Below are 12,467 nucleotides of genomic sequence, written 5' to 3' on the forward strand. Positions count from 1 at the left end.
AGAGGGAGTATAAAAGGTCAGAGGGGGTAATCGGGATGAGCAGTTTCGCCAGAACACCACAGCCGCCATACTATGCGGTAATTTTCACGTCTTTGCGGACTGAAGCGGATAATGGATATGCGGAAATGGCGGAGAAAATGGTCAGGATGGCCTCCGAGCAACCAGGCTTCTTAGGAGTCGAAAGCGTACGGGATGACTCGGGATTCGGAATCACGGTATCCTATTGGGAATCAGAAGAGGCGATACGTAACTGGAAAGCCAACACAGAACATCGGATTGCGCAGGCCAAAGGCAAATCAGAATGGTATGAGCAATTTATGACGAGAGTTGCAAAGGTTGAACGGTAAACGAGATAAGACTTCGTTCCTGTACTAAAAATCCGACTCCCTAAACGGAGCCGGATTTTGCTTTTGTCGGAATGGGGGACAGAGAAGAGGAGGCCAGAATTCCGCTTTTGACAAACAAAAGCAACGAGAAAAAGAAACAGGCTGCAGTAAAAAGACTGATCGAATGAAACCCTGAGAATTTTGCGTACAAGATTCCAGCCAAAGCGGATCCTACCGTTGTCCCAGCGTACATGATGGAGTTGGAAAGACTGGCTATCGTCCCTCGTGAAGCTGGATCAATCGCCTGCAAACCGCTCATCATAATGGGAAAAAGCAGGCCTCCAGAGAAAAAAGCAAGGAAAAACAGCCCTTGTACAGTTAATAGATGAGCAGATAACGGAAGCGTCAGATAAACAACGACCAGCATGCCTACTGACAGGACAAAGGTTCGAAAACGCCCCAATTGTTGAACGATATACCCTCCCGTCAAGCTTCCAACCAAATTACCGGTACCGAGTAAAATCATGACACCACCAATCCCGGCAAGACTGAGTGAGAAGTAGTCAGCCAGAAATGTGCCAATAAAGGTGAACGCCGAGAAATTCCCGATCTGAAACAAGAAGTACCCGAGAAAGGCCTGTTTGGAGCTGGACATGAACAGAATCTGGCGATATCTGGCCACAATCGACAGTTGATGGGCTCCGGTTTGGGCTGGCATTGTCGGAATCCATTTATGTATGAAAAAGAGCAGCAATACACTAAGTCCGCCCACCAAATAAAACGGAACCGACCAGTCGAGCGTCCCCACAAGGCTGCCCAACGGAACCCCAAGCAATTGCGCGACAGAAAGTCCTGCGGTCACAATCCCCATTGCCTTAATAATTCTTTCTTGTGGAACAAGGAAGGGGATCGCTGCCCAGATTTGTGGAGACACAATGGCCGCACTGATCCCGGCGAGCAACCGGAATACGATCATCGAGGCAAATCCTGTGGCTAAACCGCATAAAGCAGTGGATATAGCGAATGCGAGAAAGCCAACGATCATCACCGATTTTCGATTCAAGCGGTCAGAAATCGGCCCGACGACCAAAGCGAACAGCGCGTATCCAAGGGCATAAGCCCCGACCATCCAGCCGGAAATCTCCTTGGGAACCTGAAATTGCTGTTGAAGCGTAGGGAGAAGCGGAGAAAGCAGGAAGGTATCGGTTCCAATGAAAAAAATCATCAAGAATAAAATCAATAACGGTCTGGACATCAGTTCTTAACACCTCATCTGGATTTATTTTTAAAGTTCATTAGTTAAACAACTTTTGAAATATAGTCTAAAAAAAGAGGATCCGGGATGATTAAAGCGTATCCAGAAATCCTGGCAAATAACGATCAAATGTCTCTTGATCAATTTTCATGAACCTCATTTGAGAATCCCTTCGCACCTTAATCAAGCCGGCTTCACGAAGCGTGCGAAAGTGATAAGAGGCATTCGATTTGGAGGATTCGCATTGTTCACCTACCTCTCCACAGTTCATTTCTTGTTTGTTTTGGTGCAACGTCCTGATGATTTCGATCCTGGTTGGGTCCGCAAGCGCTTTGAAAATCTTGACTCGTTGTTCGTCGGCAGTTTGTTGTTCAATATTCATAGAACTACTTTATAATAAGCTATCCAATTTTTCAACTGCATTCTGGCGAAAAGACAGGATGCACCTACCCGCATCATCACGCCTAACCCCGGTGGATCCAGTAAGCAATCCCCCAAAGAAAAAGAACCGCTGAGCATAATCTCAACGGTTCTTTTACACGAACTCCTCTTATTTTAACGCGTTGTAAGCGTTGGCTTCACCAGAACCGAAATACTGATCGGTTCCTTTTTTGCCTAAATCAATCGCAGTCTTTTTGATAAGTGCTGTTACCTGTGCTGGATTAAGGGAAGGATTCTGCGCTTTGATCACACCAGCGATCCCTGCAACCTTCGGAGAGGCCATGGATGTACCATGCAAGAGGGCATAGCCGTGCAGATTAGATGTGAAATAGGAAGGCAGGTAAGTTGGCCAAGTGCTAAGTGTACGGTAATGGAAATCGCGTTGCATCAGATCTCTTGTCTGTGCGTAAACTGGGCCGTTATCGCCGCCAGGAGCCGCTACATCAATGCTCTTAGTGCCGTAGTTGGAATAGAAAGCAATCTCATCTTTGGACCACTTGTTGGAAGAGGAGACGGTGATAACGCCTGGGATTTGTCCTGGAACCTCCATGGCGGCACCTTTGTAGTCCACACCGTATTCATTGCGCATGTAGTCGGCGATTTCTGTTGGGTTGTTCAAATTAAGGGATTCGTTACCAGCCGCGACGACGACAGTTACATTATTTTTCACCGCGTATTGGATCGCCCGTTTCCAAAGCAAAACGTCAGCGATATCATTATAGGAACCGCCTTGGAAGTTGTAGCGAGCGATCGCATCGAAACCGCCGATGGACATGTTGATGACATCAACGTGATCATTCGTAGCTTGAACAACCGCGTCAACAATCCAAGCGGTTGGAGCATTGCCGTTTTCAGGGAACACGCGATAAGAGCGAATGCCGAGGTTAGGACCTACACCCTTCACTTTGCCATTCCCTGCAATGGAGCCAGCTACATGTGTTCCATGTCCATCGCGGTCGAGGACATCGTTAGGATCTCCTGTTTCGGAATCATCCACACCTGCTGGAACGAAGTTTTGGCCACCGAGGAAATTTCCTTTCAAGTCAGGATGGTTGAAGTCAATTCCAGAATCGATGACGCCAACAACCGCTTTATGTTTACCGTCATCCGTTCCGCCAGACTCAATATCGTATGATTTTCCTTCATTGGTAAGGCGTTGCATGTCCCACTGATAATCCCAGTAGCTATCTGTATCTTCTGGTTGCGGAATGTCGGTTACAGGTTGGCCATCTGCGGCTTGTTGGTCGATTTTCTTGTAGTCCAGCTTGTGCACGAATTCTGCGTTGGCAGCCGTTACCCCAGAGGATTTCTTAAGATTCTTTAAGAAAGATGGATCGCTTGTTTCAACTTCTACGCCGCCAATTTCCGGAATCGCACGCAGAACCTTTCCGCCCGCTTTCTTAATTTGCGATTCATAGTCACTTGGAAGGTTCTTTTGAAAAGCAAGCAGGTACTGACTCTTTGAAGCCCCGGCGTAAGATGGATTGACACCGACAAAAAGACTGGTCGTTAACAATGCGGTTAAAGCAGTAAATCCAAGAATCCGTTTCATAACGTATATATTCCCCCTTTACAAAGATTAGGGAATGAATTCTTGGATTTGGAAGTAAATTCCTTGGAAGAATATTGTCGAGCTAATTTTTTTTATCGTCATCTGTTCCCAGGATTTTTATGAAGTGGTCTAAATTGAAATTTCTGGTGTGATTCTGTCGAATGTTGTCGACTATATAAGATTGTAAATTATAGTAATATTTTCTAAAATTCAATAGGATGAAGAACTGGTTGCGCAATAAACTTTTTCTTCAATCAATTTGAAAAAAGATAGAAAGAAGGAATTGAATGGTGGGAGAGAAAAACCGAGGATTGTTACGATTTTTTTTCATTGTCATGGCACTTATTATTATCCAGCCAAGCGGAGCTTTCGGAGCCGTTAAGGTAGTCAACCCAACTGTGTATACCGTTCCTGAGGTCATTAAGAAGATTTCTCCAGCTGTTGTTGGGATTATTGGCAAACCGGATGAAGGAAACCTTCCACAAAAAAACGATCGTTTTAATCTTATGCATGGAACCGGACTCATAATTAAACCAGATGGATGGATCGTGACGAACGCACACGTTGTAAAAGAGATGAAACAAATTATTGTCGTAACGGCAAATGGGGTGCAGTACCCGGGAAAGGCGACTCATATTGATGAAGAGAGCGACCTTGCTTTAGTCAAAATAAATGCCAAGGCTCTTCCGACCGCAACGATTGCGTCCAAACCGGATCTCCAAGTGGGAGAGACGGTAGTAGCGATCGGTACTCCGATTTCGTTCACACTTCGGAATTCGGCGACCGTAGGGGTAATCAGTGGAGTAGATCGTTCAGTTAATTCTACCTATCGTTTACTGCAAACGGACGCCTCCATAAATCCAGGAAACAGCGGGGGGCCACTTGTCAATTTGAAGGGGGAAGTCATCGGAATTAATTCGATGAAATTTGTCTCTCTTGGAATTGATAACCTAAGCTTCGCTATTCCAGCCGATACCGTTCAGTATGTTTTAAAACATTTTTTTACATATGGAAAAGTAAAACGAGCCTACTTAGGTGCTGAATTGGAAGAAAGTTGGGCTGCAGTTGTTGGTTTGCCAAGTAACGAACCGCTAACCGTTATTTCAGTTGATCCTAATTCGCCTGCGGAAAAAGCGGGAATAAAGCCGGGAGACTCGATTTACTCAGTGGATAAAATTAACGTGAATACGATTGTTGATTTTAACGAGCAAATAAAGAATTATCTTCCAGGGCAAAAGGCAGTGTTGATGCTTCAGTCCGGTGGGGATCTTATCCAGCGAAGCGTGACTTTCGGAGAGTATATCAAATAGATAGGGGAGTAAATTCATGAAGAAGTTGGTTAGTTTTCTGATAGTTATGCTCCTAGCAGTTTCTTTGAATGCTAGTGCTATTTTTGCAGATTCCAATTCTCAGGTGGTCATTAAGTTAAAGGTTGGCAGCAGTGATGTTTCGATCAATGGCGCGCCAGCCACAATTGAAAAGCCGTATCTGTTGAATAACATGACAATGGTTCCTTTGAGTGTGGTGACCAAAGCGTTTGAGGCATCCTTATCATTTGACTCAAAAACCCAGACAGTTGGTCTCATCTACGGCAATAAATCCATCCAGTTTAAAGCTGGAAGCAACAAAGCCAAGGTAAATGGCAAAGAAGTGTTATTACCCGTTTCCCCACAATTAAAAAACAATACGATGATGGTGCCGCTTAAATTTGTCGCGGATTCATTAGGCGCTTCGATTGCTTATGACAAGAAAACCGGGGACATCGTGATCACAGGGACGAGCGGAACCCAATCCATTCCGGCTAACTCCTTCAATGAAGATACGGGTAAAACCAAAATTGGTGATAGCTATAACAGCTGGTCAATGAAATATCCATCCGGTCTAGTGAAGGAGGATCAGAGCTTCAAGGGCAATTGGGTGAGCTTCAAAGACGCGAAAAATGAATATTCTCTGCGAATTTATGTTGAAGAGGATCAACCGGAAGGCTTCTCTAATGATGGACTCGTGCAAAAATTGACGGAAGACTTAGAAGATACGATTTTGTCGAAGGGATTCGTCAAAGAAGGGAAATTGCAATACGCGAGAGCCATAACCAAAGCGTATGATAATTCCATTACGGAACAAAGAGCCTATCAGCAAAAGGATAAAATTTATTACGTCATGCTTACTTTTGAAAAAGAAGAGCTCTATAAAAACCAATTGAAATATCGTGTCTTTAAGGATTTGTTGGATAGTTTTACTCCTTCTTTTGATCAGAACGACAAAACGATCAAAGATATATCAGGTGTCAAGGATAATGTCCGTTCTTACCTGGATGAGAACTTTGGTGTATCCCTCAAGCTCCCGGCAAGCTGGGATAAAAATGATCGGGTAGACTATTTGTATTTTGGAAATAAAGACCTTTCTGAAGTAGTAAAAATCAAGATTACATCCATTACTGAAAAAGATACGCTTGACAATTGGGTTGCCAGACATGAGCAGATGTATCGGGATGAATTAACAGAAGGTTCGATAGAGGCTGACAAGGAGATTCAACAAACGACTGTGGCGGGCGTTCCAGCCAGAGAACGTAATTATAAGACGGCTTTTGGGGACAAGTGGTATTTAGAGCATGATTTCTTTTTATTCAAAGGCAATTACAAATACTATGTTGAAGTTGGGTATATGAAGGATTCAGACGCCAAAGAAATAGATGCACTTATTCGTTCCGTAAAAAATTCGCTTGTGATTGATCCGAGTAAGATGAATCCTTCCCTTGGCTTTATTCAAGATGAGGATATGATCGACAAATCCAAAACAATCACCATCAAGAATGAAAAATTCAACTACTCAATTGAAATTCCCGAGTATTGGAAGAAAGGTGATGCAGGCGTTGAGGGAGGTCTTTCCTATAGTTTTTTTGGTGGAGATTTTAACCTCGTCATCTTGCCAATGCCTCAAGACGTCGCATCTAAAGAATTTGAAAAGTATTTTGAACAAAAAAAACAACTTAATGCCAATTTTCAAGTAACAGAGAGAACGACACTAAATAAATTTGGTGTGACCGTCAATAAGTATATGTACAAAATCGAAAGTAACGGCTTTAAATGGCAGACGGTTTCCTACCTATTTAGTAAAGGCGAATTTACTTATGCGTTTGACATGTCAATGAAGGATGAAAATCGTTCCAAGGCTAATCTAGAAAGAATTGATAAGGCATTTGAATCCTTTAAGTTTTTAAAATAACGAAGCTACCAAGAAATACAATGATACTGTGTATGGTTCCTTCCCATTCTTCGCAGACTACCTCATAGCCTAGGGAAGGAGGCGTAAACGAATGCATAAGCAAATCAAGGGCAAGGCGGACAAGTACAGTGCTCAACATGGTGGAGACGCCCATCACAGCGGCCAAAATGCGAAGCAACAAAATACCTCCAAGCCAGTGCAAGGTTTTAGTCAAGCTCCCAAAGGTCTGCAATAAAAGGTTTGGCAAAACTCCTGATTTTTCGAATCAGGAGTTTTTTTCTATGGGAAACACTTATTTTTATATTTACTTTACAAAAGTAAGTTACTTTGGTATGATGTTCTTACAAACAAGCGCTTGTAGTGTCATGATCCACAATGAGTTTCTAACCATTAAATTAACTGAGGTGAAAGACATGAACATTCAAGTATATACTCCCGATCAGCAAGCGGTAGGCGAATTTGACGGCGGCAAAATTACAGAACAAAAACCAATTGGATTTCCTGGTGAAGGATCGGCGGTGAAACGTTTGGGACCTTTGTTTTACTGGGCATGGATGAAATCTCCAGTAGAGGGGTACATTCCACCACACCCACACCAAGGATTTGAGATCATGACCTACATGGTATCGGGTAAAGCTGGACATGGCGATTCACTAGGCACAAGAAGTGTCGTAGAGGCTGGAGGAATCCAGTTGATGCAGACGGGATCAGGGGTGTATCACGAAGAACGAATTATCGGCCCAGATGCGGAAGGCTTCCAGATTTGGTTTGAACCATACTTGGAAAAGGCTTTTCATGAAGCACCTACGTATCGCCAGTTTGAGCATAACGAGTTTCCCATTGAAGAGAATGAAGGTCAACGCGTCAAAACTATCATTGGGGACGGCTCAGTGGTTGATATCGTGACAGACATCAAGATGTGGGACGTTTTCGTGAAGTCTGGTGGCAGCTACCAGTTTGAACTGCCTGAAGGATATGCGTTAGCAGTACTTGCTTTCCGTGGGGATGGGGAAGTCGAGGCTACTGCCTTTCACGATAAGGATTTTGTCGTGATCCAAAACGATGGTCAATCAACCCAAACCGTTCATTTTCAACCGAAAGACCACAATGAATTGCATCTGATGGTGATTCAAACACCAATTGCGGTTGACTATCCACTTTATCCGCATCGCTGATAGGAACTGTATAGAGGGAAGAAAAAAGCCATGCAGGCAGCAGCTGCATGGCTTAACATTTATACTCGAATTCACAGTATGTTTGATCGTAGTAATACTCCACGTCGTCATCTGTCATAAAGATGAACTTCTCGATCTCCCACCCCAAACGCTTCGCAATGTGCTCAATCATATTCTTGCGTTCCTGCCGTGAAATCATGTCTCTTCCTCCTCTAACCGTATTTGCATCATCTGTTTTGATACAAATATCATTTTCTTAGTTGTATTATATAACAGTTCTATGTGGTTTGTTAATGTTTTATACAGATTTTTCTGAAAAAAACTCTGTTATCGTTGTCCAGAATTTGTTTAACGAGTACCCACTTTTTCTGCATGAGGCAGAGAGGTGGGTATTTTCACTATTATTTCAAGTGGATAATTCCTGTTTTTCGCATATAATACAAACATACGTTCTTATATGTGGTGATGACAGTGGAAGAGGAAATCCTTATCAAAAGCTGGCTCGTTTGGCGTGAAACGCATGTACATTTGCAAGCGGATAAAGAAGTGATTGTGGGTTCAGCTGTTCGATTTCCCAGCGGATATGAGTCCATGCTTCAGTATCTGATCAGCGGAAGCAGCTTTATGATGAATGCCAGCTATCGCAAGTTGCGTAAGCAGGGGATACTAATCTTGGGTGAATATCGTGAGCGTGATGAGCATTTTATCATGTGGAGGTATCGTCAACAGACGAGGATGGTTCGAATGACATTTCGTGAGCTTAAAGGAGAGATGCAACAGAAGATGGAGAGTTTACTTATTAAAGCCGAACTTTAAATGTTTGTTTGTGATTGAATATATGTGTTTTGTTGAAATTTGCACAATAAATAAGTCGAACGTTCGGAATTTACCCTTGTCGAGTCGCCCGCTTTATGTTACATTGGATGCACACAAGGTAATACGGTACTCGTATAATTGTTGGGAATATGGCCCAAAAGTCTCTACCAGACGACCGTAAATTGTCTGACTACGAGTGAAAGAGCCCCTAGGGTTCCGTTCTTTTCTCTGTTCATCTTGGATAAGGTGCACAGGGACAGGGAGTCTGGTCCGAGCGGGGTTGGCACATTCGTTTTTTGTGCTACACCTAAGGGAGAAAAGCCCAGAGGGACAGGTTTCACTTGAATTGCGTTTTTTACGTGATCGGTGATCTGTCCGTCTGGGCTTCTTTTTATGTATTGAAGCCAATTGAATTTACAACGAAGGAGTAGAGAATCTTGAAGGCATTGCAAGAACGCATCGTCCAAGATGGACAAGTATTATCCAGCCAGGTGTTGAAGGTTGATTCATTTCTAAATCATCAGGTTGATCCCATGCTAGTTACAGAGATTGGACAGGAGTTTGCCCGAATTTTTGCGGATGAAAGAATTACAAAAGTACTGACCATTGAAGCGAGTGGGATTCACTTTGCGTTTGCGACAGCGTTTGCCTTGGGAGTACCGTTCATCTACGCCAAGAAGAAAAAAGCCGTTACCCAGACAGAAGATGTGTATTCGGCACCCGTTTATTCTTTTACCAAACAAGAGACGTATCAAATCAGCGTATCCAAACGCTACCTCAATGCACAAGATCGCGTATTGGTCGTCGATGATTTTCTGGCAACCGGCGCAGCTTTAATTGGGTTAAAAGAGATCATTCAAGAGTCAGGCGCGCATCTGGTAGGCATAGGGGCTGTTATCGAAAAAAGCTTCCAGGAAGGCAGAGCGAAGCTGGAGGAAGCGGGGGTACGCATCCATTCGTTGGCTCGGATTCAATCGATGTCACCAGAAGGCATCCAGTTTATAGAAGAAACAAACCTCAGAACGAAGGAGAGTTATACGAATGCTAAGTAAGCAAAAGGTCTTCACACTTGGATTTCAACACGTTTTGGCGATGTATGCGGGAGCGGTTGTCGTTCCGTTGATTATTGGTAGCCAGCTAAACCTATCTCCAGAACAGTTGGCTTACCTGATTGCAGCTGACCTGTTTACCTGCGGGATCGCTACACTGTTGCAAGTCATTGGCACCAAGTATGTAGGGGTTCGCTTGCCGGTTGTCCTTGGCTGTACGTTTACCGCAGTAGGTCCGATCATCGCGATCGCGCAGTCCTCCAATTTGGCTACGGCTTATGGTTCCATTATCGTGGCTGGGATTTTTGTCTTGTTGGCTGCGCCGCTTTTTGGTAAGTTGTTGAGATTTTTTCCGACTGTCGTGACGGGTTCAGTCGTTACCATCATTGGGTTGTCGCTGATTCCTGTTGCGATGAATAACGCTGCGGGTGGACAAGGCATGCCGGACTTTGGCCAGCCCCGTAACCTTTTGTTGGCTCTTGGTACGTTAGTAATTATTTTATTGATTAATCGTTTTTCCAAAGGCTTTGTTCGCTCCATCTCCGTTCTTCTTGGGCTTATCGTAGGTACAGTGATTGCTTATTTCATGGGCATGGTCAGCTTTGAGAATGTCGAGAAAAGCTCACTAGTGAATATTGTGCATCCGTTTTACTTTGGTGTTCCCCAGTTTAATATTGGGGCGATTCTGACGATGATTCTGGTTTGTATCATCAGCATGGTCGAGTCTACGGGTGTCTACTTCGCGCTTGGAAAAGTCACAGAGACAGAAGTTGGCGAACAAGATGTGGTAAAAGGACTGCGCGCCGAGGGGATTGCCATTCTGTTAGGCGGTATTTTTAACGCGTTCCCGTATACCACCTATTCGCAAAATGTCGGCCTGGTCTCCCTTACTCGCGTCAAAACTCGTGACGTGATTATCGCCGCAGGATGTATCCTAGTGGTTCTCGGGATGCTACCGAAGATTGCAGCCATGGCAACCGTGATTCCGAACCCGGTTTTGGGTGGGGCGATGATCGCGATGTTTGGGATGGTGGTCGCATCAGGGATCAATATTTTGTCCAGCGTGGACTTGCGCCAAAATGAAAATCTTCTGATCGCCGCATGCAGTATCGCTGTTGGACTGGGCTCTGCCGCTGTTCCTCAAATGTTCAACCAGCTTCCTGATATGGCCAAGATGCTTTTGCAAAACGGAATCGTAACTGGCTCAGTAACTGCTGTCGTCCTGAATATTTTGCTCATGCACAACAGAAAAGCCGCATCCATTCCGGCGCAAACCTCTGTGAATTAAAGACTCATATAGTGAAGGACCTTCCGACGGCTGGGGAAGGTCCTTTTTTCTATCCAAAAATTTCATGCATCGCTTATTGATGTGTGCTAGAATAAGATCAATACAAATTATTTTATAATTAAAAATATTTTGAATGGTAGTAATCACATTCTAGGGAGGTATGAAGATGTTGACGATTAAGCGGCTGAGTGAGTGCACGTTTCTAGAAGCGGTGAAGGTGTGGAACCGAGGGTTTGAAGGTTATTTCTTCCCTGTAAATTTAGATTTAACCGCCTTTATCCAGCGTATGGCCAACGAGGGTCTATCTCCCGAGCATTCGGTGGTTGCTTTTGATAAGGAGCAGGCGGTTGGTTTCGTACTCAATGGAATTCGGACCTCGGGTGATCAAAAAATCGCTTGGAACGGTGGGACTGGAGTCATTCCAGAGTACCGTCATCAAGGTGTGGGTCGTCAATTGATGCAGGCAACCTTAGATGTGTATCGCGAGGAACAGGTGAATGTGGCTACACTGGAGGCGATTAAAGCCAACGAAAAGGCCATTCAGCTGTATCAGAAAATGGGATACAAGATTGTTGATGAATTGGTTTTTTATACGCATACGGGAGTATTGCCGATGGAGGGAGGGCAGCTTCTTGATGGAGTTACCGTTCAAAAAGGGGTTCCGCAAGATGTGCGATCACTTGGCTTTTATCGGGAGCGGGTTGCATGGCAGACTCAATGGGCGAGTGTTCGAGATGGAGAGTCTCTTATTCTAATGAATCAATCAGGTGAGCAACTCGCCTATGCTTTGTTTAAGAGGACCTTTGATCCGGAGGGAAAACAAACCGGAATTGTTCTTTTCCAAGCTGAAGTGAATCCTAGTTGTCTTGATGCTCAATCCATCATGAGATGCTTATTATCCGAAGTCTATGTACCGCTTGACCAATCGTATCAGCGGAGTACTGTGAACACCCCTGCGTCTAATGAGCTACTCACAGCAGTCCTGTGTAATTGGGGATTTACGAAGCGGGCAGAGCAAGTATGGATGACAAGAGGTATGGATTAAATTACCTGTTGATTTTGCTTTGTAAGACGTGATAAGATGCATTTTGTCGCTTCACGAAAGAGATACGTTGATTTAAACGATTTGCGAATCGATAAAAAAACCGTTGACTTTCGGAAGACAACCTGATAGAATCTATAAATGTCGCCACGATGTTGAAAAATGTCGAACGGCGCGAGATGAAGTCGGTTATACGACAAAATGCTCTTTGAAAACTGAACAATAAACGTTTAGTGAAACAAACACTAGCCAAGCAAAACTGTTTTGAAGTTTAGAATCAACTCAACTTTATTGGAGA

The 12,467-nt window shown here is 44.0% G+C and carries 13 protein-coding genes and 1 riboswitch; of the genes, 9 read left to right on the forward strand and 4 right to left on the reverse strand.

Going from position 1 to position 12,467, the window contains the following annotated elements; genetic code table 11:
* Nucleotides 1–35: 35 nt before the first annotated feature.
* Nucleotides 36–347, forward strand: a complete 312-nt coding sequence (locus ACQCN2_RS19840; protein WP_426930680.1) for an antibiotic biosynthesis monooxygenase family protein — start codon at nucleotides 36–38, stop codon at nucleotides 345–347.
* A 40-nt stretch (nucleotides 348–387) separates the two neighbouring features.
* On the opposite strand, the gene ACQCN2_RS19845 is transcribed toward ACQCN2_RS19840, so the two are convergent.
* The 3 genes from ACQCN2_RS19845 to ACQCN2_RS19855 all read right to left on the reverse strand — a co-directional run bounded on the left by ACQCN2_RS19845 (nucleotide 388) and on the right by ACQCN2_RS19855 (nucleotide 3,574).
* The gene (locus ACQCN2_RS19845) at nucleotides 388–1,581 is read right to left on the reverse strand and encodes an MFS transporter (protein WP_426930681.1); all 1,194 of its coding nucleotides are present in this window, start codon (nucleotides 1,579–1,581) and stop codon (nucleotides 388–390) included.
* A gap of 91 nt (nucleotides 1,582–1,672) precedes the next feature.
* Entirely contained in the window at nucleotides 1,673–1,963 is a 291-nt protein-coding gene (locus ACQCN2_RS19850) for an ArsR/SmtB family transcription factor (RefSeq protein ID WP_426930682.1), read from the reverse strand.
* A 168-nt stretch (nucleotides 1,964–2,131) separates the two neighbouring features.
* Entirely contained in the window at nucleotides 2,132–3,574 is a 1,443-nt protein-coding gene (locus ACQCN2_RS19855) for a S8 family peptidase (RefSeq protein WP_426930683.1), read from the reverse strand.
* 287 nt (nucleotides 3,575–3,861) lie between these two features.
* On the opposite strand from ACQCN2_RS19855, the gene ACQCN2_RS19860 reads away from it, so the two are divergent.
* The 4 genes from ACQCN2_RS19860 to ACQCN2_RS19875 all read left to right on the forward strand — a co-directional run bounded on the left by ACQCN2_RS19860 (nucleotide 3,862) and on the right by ACQCN2_RS19875 (nucleotide 7,974).
* Entirely contained in the window at nucleotides 3,862–4,884 is a 1,023-nt protein-coding gene (locus ACQCN2_RS19860; RefSeq protein ID WP_426930684.1) for a S1C family serine protease, read from the forward strand.
* A gap of 16 nt (nucleotides 4,885–4,900) precedes the next feature.
* Nucleotides 4,901–6,799: a stalk domain-containing protein gene (locus ACQCN2_RS19865; RefSeq protein WP_426930685.1), complete on the forward strand. Its 1,899-nt coding sequence runs from the start codon at nucleotides 4,901–4,903 to the stop codon at nucleotides 6,797–6,799.
* Nucleotides 6,800–6,890: 91 nt separating this feature from the next.
* Nucleotides 6,891–7,034 (forward strand): hypothetical protein, encoded by a 144-nt coding sequence (locus ACQCN2_RS19870; RefSeq protein WP_426930686.1) that lies wholly within the window; start codon nucleotides 6,891–6,893, stop codon nucleotides 7,032–7,034.
* Nucleotides 7,035–7,080: 46 nt separating this feature from the next.
* Complete coding sequence (locus ACQCN2_RS19875) at nucleotides 7,081–7,974, forward strand: pirin family protein (protein ID WP_426930687.1); 894 nt, start codon at nucleotides 7,081–7,083, stop codon at nucleotides 7,972–7,974.
* A gap of 52 nt (nucleotides 7,975–8,026) precedes the next feature.
* Here ACQCN2_RS19875 and ACQCN2_RS19880 read toward each other — a convergent pair whose 3' ends face one another.
* Nucleotides 8,027–8,173 carry a BH0509 family protein gene (locus tag ACQCN2_RS19880; RefSeq protein ID WP_426930688.1) on the reverse strand — a complete coding sequence of 49 codons (147 nt, stop codon included), beginning with the start codon at nucleotides 8,171–8,173 and terminating at the stop codon, nucleotides 8,027–8,029.
* 272 nt (nucleotides 8,174–8,445) lie between these two features.
* Between ACQCN2_RS19880 and ACQCN2_RS19885 the strand changes: the two genes are divergently transcribed.
* The 4 genes from ACQCN2_RS19885 (at nucleotide 8,446) to ACQCN2_RS19900 (ending at nucleotide 12,172) form a co-directional block, all read left to right on the forward strand.
* Nucleotides 8,446–8,790 carry a YhjD family protein gene (locus tag ACQCN2_RS19885; RefSeq protein WP_426930689.1) on the forward strand — a complete coding sequence of 115 codons (345 nt, stop codon included), beginning with the start codon at nucleotides 8,446–8,448 and terminating at the stop codon, nucleotides 8,788–8,790.
* A gap of 110 nt (nucleotides 8,791–8,900) precedes the next feature.
* Nucleotides 8,901–9,003, forward strand: a riboswitch (purine riboswitch).
* Nucleotides 9,004–9,227: 224 nt separating this feature from the next.
* Complete coding sequence (locus ACQCN2_RS19890; RefSeq protein ID WP_426930690.1) at nucleotides 9,228–9,842, forward strand: xanthine phosphoribosyltransferase; 615 nt, start codon at nucleotides 9,228–9,230, stop codon at nucleotides 9,840–9,842.
* Complete coding sequence (locus ACQCN2_RS19895) at nucleotides 9,832–11,127, forward strand: nucleobase:cation symporter-2 family protein (RefSeq protein ID WP_426930691.1); 1,296 nt, start codon at nucleotides 9,832–9,834, stop codon at nucleotides 11,125–11,127. Before ACQCN2_RS19890 ends, ACQCN2_RS19895 begins: the two co-directional genes overlap by 11 nt.
* A 166-nt stretch (nucleotides 11,128–11,293) precedes the next feature.
* Nucleotides 11,294–12,172, forward strand: coding sequence for a GNAT family N-acetyltransferase (locus tag ACQCN2_RS19900; protein ID WP_426930692.1), 879 nt, complete (start codon nucleotides 11,294–11,296; stop codon nucleotides 12,170–12,172).
* Nucleotides 12,173–12,467 lie beyond the last annotated feature (295 nt).

It is taken from the genome of Brevibacillus ginsengisoli, assembly GCF_050113715.1.
GTDB classification, from domain to species: domain Bacteria; phylum Bacillota; class Bacilli; order Brevibacillales; family Brevibacillaceae; genus Brevibacillus_H; species Brevibacillus_H ginsengisoli.